The following is a 19,938-nucleotide window of genomic DNA, read 5'->3' on the forward strand; positions in this document are numbered from 1 at the left end:
GGCATCTCGCGGGAGGGATGCAGGCGTCAGTTCAGGATGTTCACGGCTCGGGAGATGACCAGGGCCAGCAGGACGAAGCCGGTGAAGCCCTCGAGGGCCATCAGGAGCTTGACCCGGCTGGAGAGCGGCATCGTGTCGGTGGGGCTGAACGCCATCGTGTTCGTCGTCGAGACGTAGAGGTAGTCGACGAAGCCCGGGCGCCAGTCGGCCTTCTCGGAGGAGCCGGCCGCGACCTCGCTGACGGTGTCGCGGTAGGTGTCCTGCGGGAAGGCGAAGTCGGCGGGCGGCAGCTGCGAGCGCTCGAGCGTGCCGCGGGAGACGGGGCCGCCGCGGTCGAGCTCCCAGTAGATCAGCGCGTAGGCGACGACGTTGGTCACCCAGACCTGCAGCGCGGTGAGCAGCAGCAGCGGGCCGTCGGCCGATCCGTCGACGAGGTCGATCACGACGCGGACGACGTTGATCTGGTTCGCCGCGGCGAGCACGACCGCGAGGGCGATCGACACTCCGCGGGACCAGCGGGTCTCGGTGTCCAGGCGCCGCGGGTTGACCACGAACAGCGGGATCAGCAGCGCGAGCGTCAGAACCGCCGCGGCGATCCGGACGACCGAGGTGCCGGGATCGTGTCCGACGAGGTTGAGCACCACGGCCACGAGGATCGCGGCGGAGGCCGGCCAGCGGCTCTCGGCCCGGCGTCTCGCGCGGGTGTCGTCCGTGTCCGCCATGCGCCGAGAGTAGCGGTGCGAGCCGTGTCGTAGGATCGATCCCGATCGTCCGCGGCCCGGCCGCGACGGGGGCCTTTAGCTCAGTTGGTAGAGCGCCACGTTTACACCGTGGATGTCATCGGTTCGAGCCCGGTAGGGCCCACAGGAGAACCTCGCGAGACCTCGGGTCAGCGGGACTGGCGGCGCTTGTAGGGCTTGGGCTGGCCCTTGACGACGGGGGCGCGGCCGGTGCCCTTCGAGGCCTTGGCCTTGCCGCCGGACTTGGGGGCCTCCTCGGGCTCGTCGCCGAGGGCGGCGAGCTCCTCGCGGGCCGAGGCGAGGCGCTGGCGACCGGCGGCGGTGAGGGTCGTGGCGGCGGCGCCCGGCTCGAAGAGCGGGCGGCCGAGGTCGAGCTCGACGGCGGCGACGGAGGAGTCGAGCTTCGCGCGGGAGATGCCGAGCTTCTCGGCGGCGCGCACGAAGTGGAGCTCCTCGGCGACGGCCACGAAGTGACGCAGCTGGCTGATCTTCATGAGGAACCCTTCGCGGCCGCTCGCTGCGACCGCCTCCACCCTAGGCGGACGTCGGCGCGCGGCGGACACGCGCCCCGGCGCGGACGGACCGTCGCGGACACCTGCCCGGTCGACACCGGCCCTACGCCGACGGCGTCAGCCGCTGGTCGCCGACGACGCCGAGCAGCCGGAGGGCCTCGGCGGAGGCGGGGGAGTCTGCACGCGGCGTGAGCACCAGCAGCACCTGCGCCTGGTTCTCGGTGAAGAGGGCCTGGCAGTCGACGTCGATCTCGCCGACCTCGGGGTGGCGCAGGGTCTTGTGGTCCTCGAAGCGGGCCGTGACCTCCTGCAGCTCCCAGTAGCGGCGGAACTCCTCGCTCCGACCGAGCAGCGACGCGATGATCCGCCCGGCCAGCGGGTCGGCGTCGGGTGCCGCGGCGGCGAAGCGCAGCTGGGCGGTCTGCATCCGCCCCTGGTGCTCGTGCTCGCGCTCGGGGTAGCTGCGGCGGGCCTCGTCGGGGTGCGCGAACCAGCGGTGGATGCCGCTGCGGTCCAGTCCGGTCCAGGCGTCTCCGTCGCCGAAGAGGGCACGGGCCAGGCGGTTCTGCACGAGGGTCTCGCCGAGCTCGGTGATCACCAGCGCGGGAGTGTCGTCCAGCCGGTCCAGCACGCGGAGCAGCCCGGGGGAGACGTGCTCGTCGCGCCGGTGCCGTGCGGGCGGGGTCTGCCCGGCGAGCCGGAAGAGGTGGTCGCGCTCGTCGAGGTCCAGGCGCAGCCCGCGGGCGATCGCGGTGAGCATCTGCTCGGACGGCTGCGGTCCGCGCTGCTGCTCCAGCCGCGACCAGTAGTCGGCGGACATGCCGACGGCGGCGGCGATCTCCTCTCGGCGCAGGCCCGCGGTGCGGCGGCGCGCTCCGGGCGGCATGCCGACGTCGGACGGCTGCAGCCGCTCGCGTCGGCCGCGGAGGAACTCGGCGAGGGCAGGTCGGTCCATGCGCTCATCCTGCCGGTCCGCGCGCATCGCGGACCAGGGAGCGCCGATCCCTGGATCGTCCAGCCCTTCCGGCCCGCGCCGGGCCGGGGGACGGTGGAGTCCGGCCGGGCAGGACAGCCTGGGCAGACGAAGGAGACGACATGAAGACCACGGGCAGCACCATCCTGATCACCGGCGCGACCTCCGGCATCGGCCGAGGGCTCGCCGAGCGCTTCCTCGACGCGGGGAACACGGTGATCCTCGGCGGTCGCCGCAGCGAGCTGCTGGACGAGTTCACCGCGGCGCACCCCGGCTCGCACTCGGTCGTGATCGACGTCACCGACCCGGAGTCGATCGCCGCCGCGGTCGAGACGGTCACTCGGGAGCACCCCGACCTCGACGTCGTCGTCACGATGGCCGGCATCATGCTGCCGGAGGACCTGCAGGACTCGGGGCACCTCGAGACCGCCGCCGCCATCGTCGAGACGAACCTGCTCGGCACGATCCGCACGCTCACCGCCTTCACGCCGTGGATCGCCGCGAAGCCGGACGGCGTGCTGATGACCGTGTCCTCGGGGCTCGCGTTCGTGCCGCTGCCGGCGACCCCGACCTACAGCGCGACCAAGGCCGCGGTGCACTCCTACACGCAGAGCCTGCGGGCGCAGCTCGCGGAGACTCCGGTCCAGGTGATCGAGCTGGTGCCGCCGGCCGTCCAGACGACGCTGATGGGCCAGCAGGACGATCCGAGCGCGATGCCGCTGGACGAGTTCCTCGACGAGACGGTGCGGATCCTCGCCACCCGGCCGGAGGTGGAGGAGGTGCTCGTCGACCGGGTGCGCTTCCTCCGCGAAGCCGAGGCCGAGGGACGGCACGCCGACGTGCTGGCGCTGCTCAGCAGCCGCCACTGAGCCCGTCGCGGGGCGCCGCCGCCGCTCGGCCGTCGTTCGGCGACTGTTCTCCGGCAGGCGTTGCGCTGGAGCGCTCTCACGCCTACCCTCGCGGGCGTGGCCGGAACCCGAAACCGGCTGCAGAGGAGGCCGATGTGGGCGCGCTCGTCTACAGCGGTGTCGCCTCGATCGACGGCTACACCGTCGACGAGACCGGGGATTTCAGCTGGGCCACGCCCCGCCCCGAGGTGCACCGCTACATCAACGAGATCGAGGCCGGAGTGGGCACGTACCACTACGGGCGCGGGATCTACGAGACCATGCGCGGCTGGGACGCGGGCTACGAGCTCGCCGCGCAGTTCGCGTTCATCCACGACTTTCAGGAGATGTGGCGGAGGGCGGACAAGGTCGTCCACTCGACGACACTGCCCGCCGTCCGCACCCGGCGGACGCGGCTCGAGCGGACGTTCGATCCCGTCGCCGTGGCGGAGGAGGCCAGGTCGTCGGCGCACGACGTCTCCGTCGGCGGCGCGACCCTCGGGGGGCAGGCGCTCCTCGCCGGCGTCGTCGACGAGATCCGCTGCTTCGTGTCGCCGATCGCGGTGGGCGGCGGCACGCCGTTCCTCCCGCGCGGCTTCCGCGCTCGCCTCGAGCTGCGCGAGCAGCGCTGCTTCCCCGACGGCACGGCGTTCCTCCGCTACGGCGTGAAGCGCTGACGCAGCCGGGTCGCGGTCGTTCAGTCGCCTGTGGGCTCGTCGGCGCCGACCAGTGCGGCGATCCGGGCGGCGATCCGCGCGCCCTGCGCCCGGCCGGCCTGCGCGGCGGCGGGGCGGACCTCGGGGTCGAGCGAATTCGGGCCGAAGGCGGCGATCGAGGTTTCGTCCGCGTAGACGACCTCGACGCGCGAGCCCGACAGTGCCTCGAGCTCGGCGGTGGGCAGCGTGCCGACACCGGGCGAGCCGATGCCGGGCATCGGCGTGATGACGACCACCCAGTCGGCACCCGCGGCGAGGTCGGCGTTGCTCCCGGAGCGCACCCCGCCGTCCATGTAGCGGACGCCGTCGATGCTCACCGGCGGCCAGACGCCGGGCACCGCGCAGCTGGCGGCGATGGCGTCGACCAGGCCGACGCCGCTCGTGCGGTCGAAGACGGTGAGCGCTCCGGTGGCGGTGTCGATCGCGGTGATCAGGAGGCGCTGCTCGGGCCAGTCGGCGTCGGCGATCCGTGCGGCGATGACGTCGCGGCGGGACTCCTCGGACAGGGTCGCGGTCTCGAGGGCGAGCACGCCGATGCGGCGCCGGGCGTCCTCGGGCGAGGTCGCGCCCTCGATCGCGGCGGCGTAGCTCGCCTGCAGGCGCTCGACGTCGACGACGGCGCCGATCTCGGCGGACTCCTCGCGCAGCTGGGACTCGTAGGCCTCGTCGAGGCCGACGGAGGTGCTCAGCTGCGAGGCGACGGCGGAGCCGGCGGAGGTGCCGATCAGGGTCGTGGCGGGGTCGAGGAGGAGGCGGGCCGCCTCGGGCGAGGCGTCGCTGAGGCCGCGGACGATGCCGAGCTCCCAGGCGATTCCGGCGAGGCCGCCTCCGGCGAGGACGAGGGCTCCGGGCATGGGTGGTCCTTTCGATGGTGCGGTGAGGGGTGCTGCCAGCGTGGCCCCCGAGGCTGGGAGGCGCCGGCCGGTGGCGCGTGTCCGGCGGTGGTCAGGCGCGGGCTGCGGCGATGACGTCGGCCGCGAGCCGCGTCGAGCTGTCGCGGTCGCGGAGCCAGAGCGGGACCGAGTGGACGCGCAGACCCGTGCCGTCGAGGGCGCCGACGGCCGCCGCGTCCTCCTCGCCGACCAGCCAGGCGTCGAGCAGCCCGCCGGTGGAGCGTGCGCCGTAGTGCCGGCCCACCGCCTCCGCCGAGGTCTCGATTCCGATGGCGGGCAGGCAGTGGTCGGCCATGCCGCGCACCACCGCGCCGCCGATGATCGGCGAGACGCCGACGACCGGCGCCGAGGTGGTCCGCACGGCCTCTGCGATGCCGGGCACGCCGAGGATCGTCCCGATCGACACCACCGGGTTCGACGGGGCGATCAGGACCGCGTCGGTGTCGGCGATCGCCTCGAGCACGCCCGGGGCGGGGCGAGCCTCCTCGACGCCCTGCTGCACGAAGCGGCGGGCGGGCACCGAGGCGCGCAGCCGCACCCACCACTCCTCGAAGTGCAGCAGCCGGACGCCCTCGCCGGGCAGGTCGACCTCGACGTGGGTCTCGACGTCGGAGTCGGACATCGGCAGCAGGCGGACGCCGAGCGGCCAGCGCGCGGTGATCCGCTCGGTGGCCTCGGAGAGGGTCAGCCCGTCCCGCAGCATCGAGGTGCGGGCGAGGTGCGTGCCGATGTCGAGGTCGCCGAGGGTGAACCACGGCCAGCCGACGCCGAACGCGGTCAGCTCGGCCGAGACGCGCTCGCTCTCGCCGGCCCGGCCCCAGCCGCGCTCGGTGTCGTTGACACCGGCGAGCGCGTAGGTGAGCGAGTCGAGGTCGGGGCAGACCTTCAGTCCGGTCAGCCACATGTCGTCGCCGGTGTTGGCGACGACCGTGATCTCGGAGGGACCGCCGCCGGCCGCCTCGAGGTCGCGGAGGTGCTCGCGCACCGCGGAGGTGAAACGGGCGCCGCCGACGCCGCCGGCCAGGATCGTGATGCGCATCCGTCGACGCTACCGCGGACCGCGGACACCGCGGATTCCGAAGGACCGGCGCCTTAATGCTGCGGATCCGCGCCGGAAACACCCGGGAAACGTCGGAGGACGACGATGAACCCCTGTCCGGCGCACGGAGCGGAAGCGGTCATTGCCTTCGACCCTCGCGCGGACCACAGTGAGACCACGGCCCCTCGGCCCCGCCTCCCGCGTCTCGTGGGACCTCGGCGGAGCCTCGACCGGGCCGACCGAAGCATGGAGGTACCGATGACCATCGTCCGCGCAGCGATCACCCAGACCACGTGGACCGGCGACAAGGAGTCGATGCTCGACAAGCACGAGCAGTTCGCCCGTGACGCCGCCGCCCAGGGAGCGCAGATCGTCTGCTTCCAGGAGCTGTTCTACGGCCCGTACTTCGGCATCACCGAGGACAAGAAGTACTACCGCTACGCCGAGCCGGCCGACGGCCCGATCGTGCAGCGCTTCGCCGCGCTGGCGAAGGAGCTCGGCACGGTGATGATCCTGCCGATCTACGAGGAGGACATCACCGGCGTCTACTACAACACCGCCGTGGTCGTCGACGCCGACGGCACGATCCTCGGGAAGTACCGCAAGCACCACATCCCGCACCTCGACCGCTTCTGGGAGAAGTTCTACTTCCGTCCCGGCAACCTCGGCTACCCGGTCTTCGACACCGCGGTCGGCAAGGTCGGCGTCTACATCTGCTACGACCGGCACTTCCCCGAGGGCTGGCGCGAGCTGGGCCTGAACGGCGCGCACATGGTGTTCAACCCGAACGCGACCAAGCCGGGCCTCTCGAACCGCCTGTGGGAGGTGGAGGGCCCGTGCGCCGCCGTGGCGAACGGCTACTTCGTGCTCCAGCCCAACCGGGTCGGCCGCGAGGACAACGAGTACGGCGAGCTGGCCGTCGACTTCTACGGCACGAGCCAGGTGATCGACCCGCGCGGCAACTTCGTCGGCGAGCGCGGCTCGGGCGACAGCGAGGAGATCCTGATCCGCGATCTCGACCTCGACATGGTGCAGCAGATGCGCGACGACTGGCAGTTCTACCGCGACCGCCGTCCGGACTCGTACACGAGCATCCCGAAGCCCTGACCGCTGACGACCCGACCGCGCGACCGCCGCAGCACCAGAACCACCGAGGAGCATCGATGAAGACCCTCATCACGAACGGCACGGTCGTCAACGCGACCGGCACCGCCACCGCCGACGTCCTGATCGACGGCGAGACCATCGCCGCGGTGCTCGCGCCCGGCTCGACGCTGCTGGGCTTCGACCTCGCGGCGAACGTCGACCGCGTCATCGACGCGGCCGGCAAGTACGTCATCCCGGGCGGGATCGACGCGCACACGCACATGGAGATGCCGTTCGGCGGCACCTTCGCCTCGGACACCTTCGAGACCGGCACCCGGGCCGCGGCCTGGGGCGGGACCACGTCGATCGTCGACTTCGTGGTGCAGTACCCCGGCGAGAGCGTCGTCGACCGCTACCAGGCCTGGCAGGAGAAGGCGGCCGGCAACTGCGCGATCGACTACGGCTTCCACCAGATCCTCTCCGACGTGCAGGACTCGTCCCTGGTGGCGATGGACGAGCTGATGGACGAGGGAGTCACGAGCTTCAAGCTCTTCATGGCCTACAAGGGCGTGTTCCTCTCGGACGACGGGCAGATCCTGCGGGCGTTCCAGAAGGGCGCGTCCAACGGCGCGATGATGATGATGCACGCCGAGAACGGCGCGATCATCGACGAGCTGGTGAAGCAGTCGCTCGCCGCCGGCAACACCTCGCCCTACTTCCACGGGACCTCGCGGCCGTGGCAGGCGGAGGAGGAGGCGACGCACCGGGCGATCATGATCGCCGACCTCACCGGCGCGCCGCTCTACGTGGTGCACGTGTCGGCGAAGCAGGCGGTGGAGCAGATCGCGCAGGCCCGCGACCGCGGGATGAACGTCTTCGGCGAGACCTGCCCGCAGTACCTCTACCTCTCGCTCGAGGAGCAGCTGGGTGCGCCCGGCTTCGAGGGCGCGAAGTGGGTGTGCTCGACGCCGCTGCGCTCGAAGGCGGAGGGGCACCAGCACCACATGTGGCAGTCGCTGCGGACCAACGACATCCAGATGGTCTCCACCGACCACTGCCCCTTCTGCATGAAGGGCCAGAAGGACATGGGCGTCGGCGACTTCTCGAAGATCCCGAACGGCATCGGCTCGGTCGAGCACCGGATGGACCTGATGTACCAGGGCGTCGTGTCCGGGCAGATCTCGCTGCCGCGCTGGGTGGAGCTCACCTCGACGACTCCGGCGCGGATGTTCGGGATGTACGGGAAGAAGGGCGTGATCCAGCCCGGCGCCGACGGCGACGTCGTCGTCTACGACCCGAACGGGCACACCTCGATCGGCATCGGCGAGGGCCGCAGCCACCACATGAACATGGACTACTCCGCCTGGGAGGGCTTCGAGATCGACGGCCACGTCGACACGGTGATCTCCCGCGGCAAGGTCGTCGTCGACGACGGCTCGTACATCGGCACGGCCGGCGACGGGAAGTACATCAAGCGCGGGCTGTCCCAGTATTTGATCTGACCCGAAGTCCCCTTTTTCCCACCGCAACGAAGGAAGCCCCATGGACTTCGGAGTCGTCCTCCAGACCAACCCGCCCGCCTCGCGCACCGTCGCGCTCGCCGTCCTCGCCGAGACCTACGGCTTCGACTACGCGTGGACGTTCGACTCGCACCTGCTCTGGCAGGAGCCGTACGTCATCTACTCGCAGATCCTCGAGAAGACCCACCGGATCACCGTCGGCCCGATGGTGACCAACCCGGCGACCCGCGACTGGACCGTCATCGCCTCGCTGCACGCGACCCTCAACGAGATGTACGGCAACCGCACCGTCTGCGGCATCGGCCGCGGCGACTCCGCCGTCCGCGTCACCGGCGGTGCTCCCACCACGCTGAAGACGCTGCGGGAGTCGATCCACGTCATCCGCGAGCTCGCCAACAGCCGCTCGGTCGAGTACAACGGCTCGACCCTGCAGTTCCCGTGGAGCCGCGGCTCCTCGCTCGAGATGTGGGTGGCCGCCTACGGGCCGCTCGCGCTGAAGCTGGCGGGGGAGACGGGCGACGGCTTCATCCTGCAGCTCGCCGACCTCGACATCGCGCGCTGGATGATCCAGACGGTGAAGGATGCCGCGGCGAACGTCGGCCGCGACCCGGAGTCGCTGCAGTTCTGCGTCGCGGCGCCGATGTACATCGGGACCGACCGCGCGCACATGTACGACCAGTGCCGCTGGTTCGGCGGGATGGTCGGCAACCACGTCGCCGACATCGTCGGCCGCTACGGCACGAGCGGCGCCGTCCCGCAGGCGCTGACCGACTACATCGCCGGGCGCGAGGGCTACGACTACAACGAGCACGGGCGGGCCGGCAACTCGCACACCGCGTTCGTGCCCGACGAGATCGTCGAGCGCTTCTGCGTCCTCGGCACGGCCGACGAGCACATCGCGAAGCTGACGGCGCTCGCCGAGATCGGCGTCACGCAGTTCGCCGGCTACCTCCAGCACGACAACAAGGAGGAGACGCTGCGCGTGTACGGCGAGCGCGTCATCCCGGCCCTCGGCCCGCACATCGTGGCGAAGGCATGAGGTCGCCGGCCGCGACGCGCGGGGTCCTGCTCGGCGCGGCCGGGCTGCTCCTGCTCGCGGTGCTCTGGGAGGTCTACAAGGCCCTCGGGCCGGAGACCGGCGTCGTCGTCGGCGGCGTCACCGTGCTCCCGCGCACCAGCGCCATCGCGATGCCGCACCTCTGGGAGATCGCCGGCCGGCTCGGGGAGCCGATCACCGGCGCCCGCGACGCGCCGGTGCTCTGGCTCGCGGTGCTGCAGGCCAGCGCCTTCTCGCTCGGGGTCGCGGCCGTGGGCTGGGTCGTCGGCGTGGTCGTCGGGCTGCTGCTCGCGGTGCTGATGCAGCGCTTCCGCACGGCCGAGTCGGCGGTGCTGCCGTGGATCGTGCTGAGCCAGACGGTGCCGCTGATCGCGATCGCGCCGCTGGTGCGCCGCTGGGGCTCGCAGCTCGAGCTCGGCGCGTTCACCTGGGAGAACTGGATGTCGGTGGCGCTGATCGCCTCCTACCTCGCCTTCTTCCCGGTCTCGATCGGCGCGCTGCGCGGACTGAACGCGCCGTCGGCGCACCAGGTCGAGCTGATGCGCGTCTACGGCGTCGGCTGGTGGAAGACGCTGCTGCGGCTGCGCCTGCCCGCGAGCGTGCCGTTCCTCCTCCCGGCGCTGCGGCTCGGTGCCGTCAGCGCCGTGATCGGCACCGTCGTCGCCGAGGTCTCGATCGGCCTGCGCGGCGGCATCGGCCGCATGATCATCGAGTTCGCCTCCTCCGCCGGGGGAGACCCCGCCAAGCCCTGGGCGCCGATCCTGGGCGCGGTGCTGGTGGGCCTCGCGGCCGCCGGCGTCGTCGGCCTGATCGGCACCGCCCTCCGTCCGTTCCGCAGAGGGGAGCAGCCCGCATGAGCGCTGCCGAACCGGCCGTCGTCGTCGACTCCGTCACGAAGACGTTCACCACGAAGAAGAGCACGAGCGTCACCGCGCTCGACACCGTCTCGCTCGAGATCGCCGCGGGGGAGTTCGTGTCGCTGATCGGGCCCTCCGGCTGCGGCAAGTCGACGCTGCTGCGCCTGATCGCCGACCTCGACGAGCCGACCTCGGGCACGATCTCGGTGTTCGGCACGACGGCGCGGCAGGCGCGGCTCGACCAGGAGTACGGGATCGCCTTCCAGCAGGCGGGGCTGCTGCCCTGGCGGAGCATCCGCGCGAACATCGCGCTGCCGCTCGAGCTGCACGGCGTGGGCACCGCCGCTCGCCGGTCGCGGGTCGACGAGCTGCTGGCGCTCGTGGGGCTCGGCGACTTCGCCGACTCCTACCCCGACCAGCTCTCCGGCGGGATGCAGCAGCGGGTCGCCATCGCGCGCGCCCTCGCCGAGAGCCCCCGGCTGCTGCTGATGGACGAGCCCTTCGGCGCCCTCGACGAGATGACGCGCGAGCGGATGCAGACCGAGCTGCTGCGCATCCGGAGCGAGACGGGGGCCGCCGTGGTCTTCGTGACGCACTCGATCCCGGAGGCGGTGTTCCTCTCCGACCGCGTGGTGGTGATGTCGCCGCGGCCCGGCCGGATCCGCGATGTGCTGCGGATCGCGCTGCCCGACTCCTCCGAGCGCGAGGCGGGGGTGCGCGAGGACGCGGCGTTCTTCTCGGACGTCGGCGCCGTGCGCGAGCTGCTGCACGGCGACGCCGCCGCGGTTCCGCGCGGGGTGGAGAACCGGTGAACAGCCCCGCGCTCGCCCGGGCGGTCGTCGCCCCGCTCGTGCTCGGCATCGCGGCGCTGCTGCTCTGGCAGGTCGGCGTCACGGCGCTCGACGTGCAGCCGTTCGTGCTGCCGTCTCCGCTCGCGATCGGGGCGGAGTTCGCGCAGAACGCCGGCTCGGTCCTGGCCGGGAGCCGGGTGACCGGCGGCAACGCGCTGATCGGGCTGGTCGCCGGGGCGGTGCTCGCGGTGCTCGTCGCCGGGGTGTCGGCGCTGGTGCGGGTCTTCGACGGGCTGGTGGCGGCGATCGTCGCGGCGGCGGCCGTCGTGCCGATCGTGGCGCTCGCCCCCGTGCTCTACACGATGTTCGGCGCGAACGTCGAGACGGCCCGGCAGCTCGTGGCGGCGCTGGCGGTCTTCGTGCCGGTGTACGTCAACACCCTGCGGGGGCTGCGTCAGGCGGCACCCGTGCACCGCGATCTGATGCGCGCCTACGCCGCGTCACCGTGGCAGACGGCGCGGACGATCACGCTGCCCGGGGCGGTGCCGTTCTTCTTCACGGGGCTGCGGATCGCCTCCTCGCTCGCCGTGATCTCGGCGCTGGTCGCCGAGTACTTCGGCGGTCCGATCGGGGGCCTGGGCAAGTCGATCACCTCGGCGGCGTCGGGCAGCGACTACGCGCTGGCCTACGCCTACGTGCTCGGGGCCGTGCTCGTCGGCCTCGTCTTCTACTGCGTCACCGCGGGCCTCGAGGCGCTCGCGCTGCGGCGCAGCCACGCGCGCTGAGGCGCGTCCCTCCACTCCCGCCGGCTCGCGCCGGACGGGCACTTCGGCTCCACCCGAACGCACCACCCGCACCACGGCACGCGCACCATCCGCACCACCGCTCCATCCGCACCACGGCACTGACGGCCCGCCCGGGCCGCATCCCGCACCGCACCGCACCAGGAGGAACAGTGAACAGACGCACGCGCATCGCGATGACGACCACGGCGGGACTCGCCGCCGTCGGCCTCGCGCTCACCGGTTGCAGCGCATCCAGTGACACCGTCTCCGGAGGCTCGGGGGACTCGGGGGATCTCACCCCCGTCACCCTGCAGCTCCAGTGGGTCGCCCAGGCCCAGTTCGCCGGCTACTACGCCGCCGTCGACCAGGGCTACTACGAGGACGAGGGCCTCGACGTGACCATCGCCGAGGGCGGCGGCGACATCGTCCCGCAGGACGTCCTCGCCTCCGGAGACGCCGACTACGCGATCTCCTGGGTGCCGAAGGTGCTCGGCTCGATCGAGAACGGCGCGAACATCACCGATGTCGCGCAGATCTTCGAGCGCAGCGCCACCACGCAGATCTCGTTCAAGGACAAGGGCATCACCTCGCCCGCCGACCTCGCCGGCAAGCAGGTCGGCAGCTGGGGCTACGGCAACGAGTGGGAGCTCTTCGCCGGCATGCAGAAGGACGGGGTCTCGCTCGACGACATCTCGCTCGTGCAGCAGCAGTTCGACATGAACGGCTTCCTCGCGGGCGACATCGACGCGGCGCAGGCGATGACCTACAACGAGTACGCGCAGGTCCTCGAGTCGACGAACCCGGCCACGGGCGAGCTGTACACGCCCGACGACCTCAACGTGATCAGCTGGAACGACGTCGGCACGGCGATGCTGCAGGACGCGATCTGGGCCGACGCGGACAAGCTCTCGAGCGACGACGCCTACGCCGAGCAGACCGTCGCCTTCATCAAGGCCTCGATCAAGGGCTGGATCTACGCGAAGGACAACCCGCAGGAGGCGGCGGACATCGTCACCGCGGCCGGCTCCACCCTCGGCACCAGCCACCAGCTCTGGATGACCAACGAGGTCAACAAGCTGATCTGGCCCTCCACGAACGGTGTCGGCATGATCGACGAGGCCGCCTGGGACCAGACGGTCGACATCGCCAAGACGACGGAGAACGAGACCGGCGCGACCATCATCAGCGACGACCCGCCGGAGACCGCCTACTCGAACGAGTACGTCGAGAAGGCGCTCGCCGAGCTCGCGGACGCGGGCGTCGACACCAGCGGCGCCGACTACGAGCCGATCGAGGTGACCCTGGAGGCCGGCGGCGCCTGACGCGTCCCCGTCATTCCTCAGAAGTTGCGGTAGTCGTCCCCGGCTACCGCAACTTCTGCGTGTTCGCCCACTGAGGAGTGGGTGCGGGGGGTGCGGGGCGGGCGAGGGATCCGGGTGACCTCCGCCCGGGCGTGGCGCGGGGGACTAGGCTCGATCCTCGTGACTCCTTTCAAGAAGACGCCGTTCACCGTGAACGTGCGCGACATCGTGAACCGCCCGGGGGAGATGCGCGAGCACCGTCTCGACCTCGAGGCGCCCGAGGCCTTCGGCGAGGGCATCGTCGCCGTCCGCCAGGGCGCGCCGCTCGATCTCGACGTCCGGATCGAGTCGGTGCACGAGGGCATCCTGGCCAGCGTCCAGGTGTCCGCGGAGGCCGTCGGCGAGTGCAGCCGCTGCCTCACCGACATCTCCCTGCCTGTCGATGTCGAGTTCCAGGAACTTTTCGCGTACTCTTCTGACGAAGCTTTCGACTATGAGGTTCACGACGACCACGTGGATCTTGAACCTCTGGTCAGGGATGCGGTGGTGCTGTCGCTGCCGTTCCAGCCGGTGTGCCGGCCGGATTGTCCGGGCCTCGACCCTGTCACGGGGGAGCGGCTGGCCGAGTCCTCCGTGTCCGAGCCCGAGGCTCCGCGCGACTCCAGGTGGGCCGCGCTCGCCGGGTTGGGCGAGTCGGGGACCGGTGGGGCCGCAGCGCCCGGAGCTTCCGCAGACAGTGGTGCCGGCGCCGAGCCGCGCACCGAAGACGACCGAACCTGATCAGCCCCGCCTGATCCGACCGAGCTAGAGAAGAGAGAATCATGGCTGTTCCCAAGAGGAAGAAGTCCCGCGCGAACACCCACGCTCGTCGTTCGCAGTGGAAGGCGGAGGTCCCGCCCCTGGTGAAGACCGTCGAGAACGGCAAGACCGTCTACAGCCTCCCGCACCGCGCCAAGGTCGTCGAGGACTCCGCGGGCACCGCGCTGTTCCTCGAGTACAAGGGCCGCAAGGTCGCGAACGTCTGATCCAGTCCCTCCGGCTCCGCGTCGCTCCGCGGCACGAGCCGTGCGGTCCATGGTGAACCAGACCTCTGCCACACCCTCCAGCGACGACCGGTCGCGTCTGGAGGCCACGCTCGGCGTGAGCCTCGACGGTGAGCTCTTCGAGCTCGCCCTGACGCACCGGTCGTTCGCTTTCGAGCACGGCGGCCTCCCGCACAACGAGCGCCTCGAGTTCCTCGGCGACTCGATCCTCGGGCAGGCCGTGACGGTCATGCTCTACACCGAGTACCCCGCGCTGAGCGAGGGCGACCTGGCCAAGCGCCGGGCGAGCCTCGTCTCGACCGTCGCTCTCGCGGAGATCGCCCGCGGCATCGGCCTCGGAGAGCACCTCCGCCTCGGCCGCGGCGAGGAGATGACCGGCGGCCGCGACAAGTCGTCGATCCTCGCGGACACCGTCGAGGCGATCATCGGCGCCGTCTATCTCGGCACCGGCCCGGACGCCGCGCGCGACCTCGTGCTGCGGCTGATCGCCCCGCTGACCGCGGATCCGCTGCGCTTCGGCGTCTCGATGGACCCGAAGACGAGCCTCCAGGAGGCGGCGGCCGAGCGCGGCGCGCCCGCGCCCCGCTACGAGATCGCCGCGACCGGACCGGACCACAGCAAGGTCTTCGTCGCCACCGTCGTCGTCGGCGGGCTGGTCACCGCGCGCGGCGAGGGGACGAGCAAGAAGGCGGCCGAGTTGGCCGCCGCCCTGGACGCCTGGACGCGCCTCTCGGCGACGGCTCCGGGTGAGCCGGTCGCGCCCGCGGCTCCGGCCGCTCCGATCGAGGGCTGACCGTGCCCGAGCTGCCCGAGGTCGAGGTGGTGCGGGCCGGGCTCGCTCCCGCCGTCACCGGCTCGCTGGTGACCAGCGTCGAGATCGTCGACGAGCGCTCGCTCAAGCGCCACGTGCACCCGCTCGGCTCGTTCGAGGGGCTGCTCGTCGGGCGGCGGCTGCGCGGCGCGGTGCGACGCGGCAAGTTCCTCTGGCTGCCGGCCGGTCGCGACGAGGCGCTGCTCGTGCACCTCGGGATGAGCGGGCAGGTGCTGCTGCGGACGGCCGACGCCGCGCTCGCGAAGCTGACCCGCATCCGGATCGGCATCGAGCATCCGGAGCACGGCGAGCTGGCCCTGCACTTCGTGGACCAGCGGATCTTCGGCTCGATGGCGATCGACTCGCTGGCTCCCACCGCGGACGGCGCACCCGGCGGCTACGCCGGCGACGACGCGGTCGACGGCGACTGGCTGCGGGCCGTGCCCTCGCAGGTTGCGCACATCGCCCGCGATCCGCTCGACCCGTTCTTCGACCTCTCGGCCGTCCTCGCCGTGCTGGCCCGCCGGAACAGCGGCATCAAGCGCTCCCTGCTCGATCAGACGCTGGTCAGCGGCATCGGCAACATCTACGCGGACGAGTCGCTGTGGGCGGCCGAGCTGCACCCCGAGACGCCGAGCTCGTCGCTGACCGAGGCGCGGATCCGCCGCCTCTTCGCCGAGGTCCGCTCGGTGCTCGAGCGCGCCCTCGCCGAGGGCGGCACCAGCTTCGACGCCCAGTACGTCAACGTGAACGGCGCCTCCGGCTACTTCTCGCACAGCCTCCACGCCTACGGCCAGACCGGCAAGCCATGCCCGCGCTGCGGCGAGCCGATCGTCCGCGTGCCGTTCATGAACCGCTCGTCGCACCTCTGCCCGCACTGCCAGCGGCCGCCGCACTGAGCGACGCGGCCTCAGGTCCGGTCGGCGCTGCCTTCAGCGGAGGAGCCGCTGCAGAACAGCAGCTGAGATGGCAGGTCATCGCTGAGGGGCGATGAGCAGGACTCCTGGCTGATGTTCTGCGTCGGCCTGCTCGGCTGAACGGGTGGGGCCGGGTCAGGCGGCGGCCTTCTCCTCGGCAGGGGTCGCGTGCTTGACGTGGGCGATGAGGTGGCCGAGGAGCGAGGCGATCAGGGTGATCGCGGCGGCGATGGCGAGGCCGAGCCAGAGGCCGACGTTCAGGGCCAGGGCGCCGACTCCGGCGCCGGCGGCGATCAGGACGACGGCGGTGGCGCGGCGGAACCAGGGCTGGCCCTTGCCGCCGCCGAGGCGGGAGTCGGCGGCGAGGCCGGTGATGGTCGAGGTGACGACGACCGTGGTGACGTCCTTGACCGCGATGTGGCGGGCGGTCGCGGCCTGGAGGCCCATCGCGAGGCCCAGCACGCCGGTGACGGTCAGGGCCAGGGGCTCGGGGTGCTCGGGCACGACGCCGAGAACGACGGCGAGCACGGCCATCAGCAGACCGACGACGGTGAAGAGCCAGGAGGAGCGGGTGGTCCAGCCGGCCTTCACCGGGCGCAGGACGCGGCCGCCGATCGCGGCGCCGAGCATGAAGCCGGCGAGGGCGATGATCGGGCCGACGATGGGGAGGTCGTCGGCGCCGGCGAGCGCCATGCCGAGGATGACCACGTTGCCGGTCATGTTGCCGGTGAAGACCCGGTCGAGGCCGAGGTAGCCGACGGCGTCGATGATGCCGGTCGAGAAGGTCAGGGCGAGCATGAGGCCGAGGTGGACGTTGTCGGTGCGCGTGCGCAGGCGTCGGAACACGGGGGTCCTGTCGTCGGAGGGGAGGGGCGGGTACCGCGAGATGCCACTTGTGCGCACCTCCATCGGCGTGTCGCGTGCACAAGTGGCATCTCGCGGGAGGGAGCGAGGGTGGTGCGGGGCCGATACTGCCATGGATGCGGCGGGCGGCCGGGACACGAGGGCGCAACACGGCGCCGCTACTGTCGGACGGAGTGCGGGGCGGGCCCGCGCGGAGAGGCGGCCATCGTGCAGGACGTGCAGAGGCGGGACGCGCAGGGGCGGCCTGCGCAGGAGCAGCCGGCGGTGTGGGCGGTGCAGCCCGGGGAGGGGCTTCCGGAGGGGGTCGAGTACCTGCCGGCCGGGCCGGGATCGGTGCTGTGGGGGCGGCTGCCCTGCGCGAGCGACCGGGCGGTGCTCACCGTGGACTCCGGCGCTGAGGTGGTCGTCGACACGCTGAGCCACGAGGGGGTCCTGGAGGATCAGGGGCGCGATCCCGTCGCGTTCTTCGGGGCGCACGGTGTGGCTCCCGAGGGGGTGCTGCGCGACGCGGTCGAGCTCGCCGCGGACGGGCCCTTCCGCGACACCGCCGTCGACGGGCCGCACGTGGTGACCGGGCCGATCGCGGTGCGCGGTGCGCAGCCCGGCGATCTGCTCCGGATGACGCTGCTCGAGGCCGAGCCGCGCGTCCCGTACGGCGTGATCTCGAACCGGCACGGGCGCGGCGCGCTGCCGGGGGAGTACCCGCTGGCCGCGGGGTCGTTCAGTGCGTTCGCCCGCGTCGAGGAGGGCGCCGACGGGATCCGCCGGGGCGTGCTGCCGCTGACTCCGGGCGGTGAGCGCTCGGCGCGGTTCGAGCTGCACCCGTTCCTCGGGATCATGGGCGTCGCGGTGGCGGGCGACGAGCGGCCGCACTCGGTGCCCCCGGGTGCGCACGGCGGCAACATCGACATCTCGCTGCTCACGGCGGGCACGAGCGTCTACCTGCCGGTGCAGGTGCCGGAGGCCCTCGCCTACGTCGGGGACCCGCACTTCGCGCAGGGCGACGGCGAGGTCGCGCTGACGGCGATGGAGGCCAGCCTGCGGGTGCGGGTGCGCTTCGAGGTGATCCCGCGGGCGGAGGCGCTCGCCGCGTTCGGCGAGATCGCCGGGCCGCTCGGCGAGACGGCCGAGTTCCTGGTGCCGACGGGCATGGACGAGGACCTCGACGTCGCGGTGCAGAACTGCGTGCGCGCGGCGATCGCGCTGCTCCAGGCCCGCTACGGGATGGACGCGAGCCTCGCCTACGCGTACCTCAGTGCCGCAACGGACTTCAACATCTCGCAGGTCGTCGACCTGGTGAAGGGCGTGCACGCCCGCGTGCGGACGGCGGACTTCGATGAGTGAGACGCACGGCATCGATCCGCGCGTCACGACGCTGGAGGGGGAGCTGCCCGACGGGCTCGTCGACGCGGTGCTCGCCTACGAGGCCGCGCTGACCGCCGACGACGTGCCGGCGCTCGCCGACGCCTTCGTCCGCGAGCCGACGACGCTGCGCGGCGACGCCTCCGGGCTGCTCGTGGGGCACGAGGCGATCACCGGTTTCCGCGGACGGCGGGGCGGGACGCCGCCGCGGGCTCTCGCGGAGCTGCACGTCCGGGCCCTCGGGGCGGACGACGCGCTGGTCGTGACGGTGAACCTGCCGGCCCGTGGTGGTCGCGGGCTGGTGACGCAGCTGTGGACGCGGGACTCCGGAGTCTGGCGGGTGCGTGCCGCGCAGGTGCAGGCGCCCGCGCCGGCGCTCGATGCACGGGTGTGGCGGGCGATCGGGGCGCCGCTCGTGCCCGCCTCCGGGTCGGGGTCGCTCGACGGGCTGGATGTGGCGGTGAAGGACCTGTTCGCGATCGAGGGGCAGCGAATCGGCGCCGGGATCCCCGTGCGGCTGGCGGAGGCGGCGGTCGAGCGGTCGACCGCGCCCGCTGTCGCGATGCTGCTGGCCGCGGGGGCGTCGGTGCGCGGGATCGCGCAGACCGACGAATTCGCGTACAGCATCGCGGGGCGGAACTCCGGCTACGGGACGCCGCCGAACCCGGCGGTGCCGGGGGCGATCCCGGGCGGCTCCTCGAGCGGACCCGCGACCGCGGTCTCGCTCGGGCAGGCGTCGATCGGGCTCGCCACGGACACGGCGGGGTCGATCCGCGTGCCGGCGTCGTACCAGGGGCTCTGGGGGCTGCGGACGACGCACGGAGCCGTGCCGGTCGCGGGGCTGCTTCCGCTCGCGCCGAGCTTCGACACGGTGGGGTGGCTGACGCGGGATCTCGAGGTGCTGCGGCGGGTGGCGCGCGTCGCGCTGACCGGGCCTGCGGAGGCGCCTGCGGACGGGTTCGTCGTCTGCGACGCGCTGCTCGAGAGGGTCGACGCGCCGGTCGCGGCCGCGTTCTCGGCGGTGGTCGACGGGCTCGGAGCCGAGCGGATCGAGCTGCCGCCGGTGGCGGAGATGTTCGAGGCGTTCCGGACGGTGCAGGCGGCGGAGGCGTGGGCGTCGGACGGTGCCTGGGTCGCCGCGCACCCGGGCGTGCTGGCGCCGGACGTGCAGGCGCGGTTCGATGCGGCGGCGCGGATCGACGCGGAGTCCGAGGCGGCGGCGCGGGAGCGGGTCGCGGGGTTCCGCGAGCGGCTCGACGCGGCGCTGGCCGGACGGGTGCTGCTGCTGCCGTCGGCGTCGTCGGTCGCGCCGGCGCTCGACGCGTCGGCCGAGGTCATCGATGCGGCTCGGACGGCCACGCTCGGGTTGACCTGCCTCGCGGGGATCGGCGGATATCCGGCGCTGTCGGTGCCGCGGCTGAGCGTCGACGGGCGGCCGGTTGGATTGTGCCTGGTCGGGCCGCGCGGGGCGGATCCGGCACTGCTGGAGCTGGCGGCGGAAGTGCTGGGGTAGGAGGGCCCCGGAGCAGAGCATTTCGACGATGGTGGAGGACCCCACCCATGCTGATCGAGTAGCCCGCGGAGCGGGCGTATCGAGATCCGCCTGCGGCAGGACATGAGTCTGCAGACCTGCCCTGCTGATGACGGTGGGTCTCGATACGCCCCTGCGGGGCTACTCGACCAGCAATGGCTGCGGGCGTCTCTTCCCGGTGGACCCTCCCACGCCGAAACATGGGCGAAACGTCTGTTGCAGTAGGCTCGTGACCTGAAACAGGTTTTTCTCT

21 protein-coding genes and 1 tRNA gene are annotated in these 19,938 nt (G+C 72.2%); 16 read left to right on the plus strand and 6 right to left on the minus strand.

All coding sequences use genetic code 11. The annotated features are described in order from the left end of the window. Positions 1–26: 26 nt before the first annotated feature. Positions 27–722, minus strand: a complete 696-nt coding sequence (locus EDF35_RS08635; RefSeq protein WP_133961864.1) for a DUF1345 domain-containing protein — start codon at positions 720–722, stop codon at positions 27–29. 69 nt (positions 723–791) lie between these two features. On the opposite strand from EDF35_RS08635, the gene EDF35_RS08640 reads away from it, so the two are divergent. Further along, positions 792–864 (plus strand) — tRNA-Val (locus tag EDF35_RS08640). Positions 865–889: 25 nt separating this feature from the next. Here the strand turns inward: EDF35_RS08640 and EDF35_RS08645 are convergent. Continuing rightward, positions 890–1,234, minus strand: coding sequence for a LysR family transcriptional regulator (locus tag EDF35_RS08645; RefSeq protein ID WP_123445667.1), 345 nt, complete (start codon positions 1,232–1,234; stop codon positions 890–892). Between the two features lie 121 nt (positions 1,235–1,355). Beyond that, positions 1,356–2,207, minus strand: coding sequence for a helix-turn-helix transcriptional regulator (locus EDF35_RS08650; protein WP_123732137.1), 852 nt, complete (start codon positions 2,205–2,207; stop codon positions 1,356–1,358). 140 nt (positions 2,208–2,347) lie between these two features. Between EDF35_RS08650 and EDF35_RS08655 the strand changes: the two genes are divergently transcribed. Next, a complete protein-coding gene (locus tag EDF35_RS08655; RefSeq protein WP_133961866.1) occupies positions 2,348–3,094 on the plus strand; it encodes an SDR family NAD(P)-dependent oxidoreductase in 747 nt (248 codons plus the stop codon). A gap of 134 nt (positions 3,095–3,228) precedes the next feature. Further along, positions 3,229–3,789 carry a dihydrofolate reductase family protein gene (locus EDF35_RS08660; protein ID WP_133961868.1) on the plus strand — a complete coding sequence of 187 codons (561 nt, stop codon included), beginning with the start codon at positions 3,229–3,231 and terminating at the stop codon, positions 3,787–3,789. 20 nt (positions 3,790–3,809) lie between these two features. On the opposite strand, the gene EDF35_RS08665 is transcribed toward EDF35_RS08660, so the two are convergent. Both EDF35_RS08665 and cofD read right to left on the minus strand, forming a co-directional pair. Then, on the minus strand, positions 3,810–4,682 hold the full coding sequence (locus EDF35_RS08665) for a patatin-like phospholipase family protein (protein WP_133961870.1): 873 nt from the start codon (positions 4,680–4,682) through the stop codon (positions 3,810–3,812). A 91-nt stretch (positions 4,683–4,773) separates the two neighbouring features. After that, on the minus strand, positions 4,774–5,760 hold the full coding sequence (gene cofD / locus EDF35_RS08670) for a 2-phospho-L-lactate transferase (RefSeq protein ID WP_133961872.1): 987 nt from the start codon (positions 5,758–5,760) through the stop codon (positions 4,774–4,776). A 258-nt stretch (positions 5,761–6,018) separates the two neighbouring features. On the opposite strand from cofD, the gene EDF35_RS08675 reads away from it, so the two are divergent. The 11 genes from EDF35_RS08675 (at position 6,019) to mutM (ending at position 15,910) form a co-directional block, all read left to right on the plus strand. Continuing rightward, on the plus strand, positions 6,019–6,867 hold the full coding sequence (locus EDF35_RS08675; RefSeq protein ID WP_123445673.1) for a nitrilase-related carbon-nitrogen hydrolase: 849 nt from the start codon (positions 6,019–6,021) through the stop codon (positions 6,865–6,867). Between the two features lie 56 nt (positions 6,868–6,923). Continuing rightward, positions 6,924–8,348: a dihydropyrimidinase gene (gene hydA, locus EDF35_RS08680; protein ID WP_133961874.1), complete on the plus strand. Its 1,425-nt coding sequence runs from the start codon at positions 6,924–6,926 to the stop codon at positions 8,346–8,348. Between the two features lie 40 nt (positions 8,349–8,388). Beyond that, entirely contained in the window at positions 8,389–9,405 is a 1,017-nt protein-coding gene (locus EDF35_RS08685; RefSeq protein WP_123735494.1) for a TIGR03842 family LLM class F420-dependent oxidoreductase, read from the plus strand. Further along, positions 9,402–10,280 (plus strand): ABC transporter permease subunit, encoded by an 879-nt coding sequence (locus tag EDF35_RS08690; RefSeq protein ID WP_123732144.1) that lies wholly within the window; start codon positions 9,402–9,404, stop codon positions 10,278–10,280. The genes EDF35_RS08685 and EDF35_RS08690 overlap by 4 nt, the downstream gene beginning before the upstream one ends. Next, the gene (locus EDF35_RS08695; protein WP_133961877.1) at positions 10,277–11,092 is read left to right on the plus strand and encodes an ABC transporter ATP-binding protein; all 816 of its coding nucleotides are present in this window, start codon (positions 10,277–10,279) and stop codon (positions 11,090–11,092) included. The genes EDF35_RS08690 and EDF35_RS08695 overlap by 4 nt, the downstream gene beginning before the upstream one ends. Next, a complete protein-coding gene (locus EDF35_RS08700) occupies positions 11,089–11,856 on the plus strand; it encodes an ABC transporter permease subunit (RefSeq protein ID WP_133961879.1) in 768 nt (255 codons plus the stop codon). The genes EDF35_RS08695 and EDF35_RS08700 overlap by 4 nt, the downstream gene beginning before the upstream one ends. 170 nt (positions 11,857–12,026) lie before the next feature. Then, positions 12,027–13,178: an ABC transporter substrate-binding protein gene (locus EDF35_RS08705; RefSeq protein WP_243839909.1), complete on the plus strand. Its 1,152-nt coding sequence runs from the start codon at positions 12,027–12,029 to the stop codon at positions 13,176–13,178. A 225-nt stretch (positions 13,179–13,403) separates the two neighbouring features. Continuing rightward, on the plus strand, positions 13,404–13,937 hold the full coding sequence (locus EDF35_RS08710; protein ID WP_123446003.1) for a YceD family protein: 534 nt from the start codon (positions 13,404–13,406) through the stop codon (positions 13,935–13,937). Positions 13,938–13,978: 41 nt separating this feature from the next. Next, the gene (rpmF, locus tag EDF35_RS08715; protein ID WP_123445680.1) at positions 13,979–14,182 is read left to right on the plus strand and encodes a 50S ribosomal protein L32; all 204 of its coding nucleotides are present in this window, start codon (positions 13,979–13,981) and stop codon (positions 14,180–14,182) included. Positions 14,183–14,231: 49 nt separating this feature from the next. After that, entirely contained in the window at positions 14,232–14,993 is a 762-nt protein-coding gene (rnc, locus tag EDF35_RS08720; protein ID WP_133961881.1) for a ribonuclease III, read from the plus strand. Positions 14,994–14,995: 2 nt separating this feature from the next. Continuing rightward, positions 14,996–15,910, plus strand: a complete 915-nt coding sequence (gene mutM, locus EDF35_RS08725; protein ID WP_133961883.1) for a bifunctional DNA-formamidopyrimidine glycosylase/DNA-(apurinic or apyrimidinic site) lyase — start codon at positions 14,996–14,998, stop codon at positions 15,908–15,910. Between the two features lie 153 nt (positions 15,911–16,063). Here the strand turns inward: mutM and EDF35_RS08730 are convergent, their stop codons facing one another. Next, on the minus strand, positions 16,064–16,774 hold the full coding sequence (locus EDF35_RS08730; RefSeq protein WP_311316352.1) for a YoaK family protein: 711 nt from the start codon (positions 16,772–16,774) through the stop codon (positions 16,064–16,066). A 234-nt stretch (positions 16,775–17,008) separates the two neighbouring features. Between EDF35_RS08730 and EDF35_RS08735 the strand changes: the two genes are divergently transcribed. Together EDF35_RS08735 and EDF35_RS08740 are read left to right on the plus strand one after the other, a co-directional pair. Next, positions 17,009–18,136 carry an acetamidase/formamidase family protein gene (locus EDF35_RS08735; RefSeq protein ID WP_208323063.1) on the plus strand — a complete coding sequence of 376 codons (1,128 nt, stop codon included), beginning with the start codon at positions 17,009–17,011 and terminating at the stop codon, positions 18,134–18,136. Beyond that, entirely contained in the window at positions 18,129–19,667 is a 1,539-nt protein-coding gene (locus tag EDF35_RS08740) for an AtzH-like domain-containing protein (RefSeq protein WP_133961885.1), read from the plus strand. Before EDF35_RS08735 ends, EDF35_RS08740 begins: the two co-directional genes overlap by 8 nt. The last annotated feature ends 271 nt before the right edge of the window (positions 19,668–19,938 follow it).

The sequence above is a fragment of the Rathayibacter sp. PhB151 genome, assembly GCF_004366415.1.
GTDB lineage: Bacteria > Actinomycetota > Actinomycetes > Actinomycetales > Microbacteriaceae > Rathayibacter > Rathayibacter festucae.

What these genes read in the sequence shown, in the direction of transcription:
- EDF35_RS08635 (WP_133961864.1), bottom strand. Translation starts at nt 722, where the DNA reads ATGGCGGACACGGACGACACCCGCGCGAGACGCCGGGCCGAGAGCCGC.
- EDF35_RS08645 (WP_123445667.1), bottom strand. Translation starts at nt 1,234, where the DNA reads ATGAAGATCAGCCAGCTGCGTCACTTCGTGGCCGTCGCCGAGGAGCTC.
- EDF35_RS08650 (WP_123732137.1), bottom strand. Translation starts at nt 2,207, where the DNA reads ATGGACCGACCTGCCCTCGCCGAGTTCCTCCGCGGCCGACGCGAGCGG.
- EDF35_RS08655 (WP_133961866.1), top strand. Translation starts at nt 2,348, where the DNA reads ATGAAGACCACGGGCAGCACCATCCTGATCACCGGCGCGACCTCCGGC.
- EDF35_RS08665 (WP_133961870.1), bottom strand. Translation starts at nt 4,682, where the DNA reads ATGCCCGGAGCCCTCGTCCTCGCCGGAGGCGGCCTCGCCGGAATCGCC.
- cofD (WP_133961872.1), bottom strand. Translation starts at nt 5,760, where the DNA reads ATGCGCATCACGATCCTGGCCGGCGGCGTCGGCGGCGCCCGTTTCACC.
- EDF35_RS08675 (WP_123445673.1), top strand. Translation starts at nt 6,019, where the DNA reads ATGACCATCGTCCGCGCAGCGATCACCCAGACCACGTGGACCGGCGAC.
- hydA (WP_133961874.1), top strand. Translation starts at nt 6,924, where the DNA reads ATGAAGACCCTCATCACGAACGGCACGGTCGTCAACGCGACCGGCACC.
- EDF35_RS08685 (WP_123735494.1), top strand. Translation starts at nt 8,389, where the DNA reads ATGGACTTCGGAGTCGTCCTCCAGACCAACCCGCCCGCCTCGCGCACC.
- EDF35_RS08690 (WP_123732144.1), top strand. Translation starts at nt 9,402, where the DNA reads ATGAGGTCGCCGGCCGCGACGCGCGGGGTCCTGCTCGGCGCGGCCGGG.
- EDF35_RS08695 (WP_133961877.1), top strand. Translation starts at nt 10,277, where the DNA reads ATGAGCGCTGCCGAACCGGCCGTCGTCGTCGACTCCGTCACGAAGACG.
- EDF35_RS08710 (WP_123446003.1), top strand. Translation starts at nt 13,404, where the DNA reads ATGCGCGAGCACCGTCTCGACCTCGAGGCGCCCGAGGCCTTCGGCGAG.
- rpmF (WP_123445680.1), top strand. Translation starts at nt 13,979, where the DNA reads ATGGCTGTTCCCAAGAGGAAGAAGTCCCGCGCGAACACCCACGCTCGT.
- rnc (WP_133961881.1), top strand. Translation starts at nt 14,232, where the DNA reads ATGGTGAACCAGACCTCTGCCACACCCTCCAGCGACGACCGGTCGCGT.
- EDF35_RS08740 (WP_133961885.1), top strand. Translation starts at nt 18,129, where the DNA reads ATGAGTGAGACGCACGGCATCGATCCGCGCGTCACGACGCTGGAGGGG.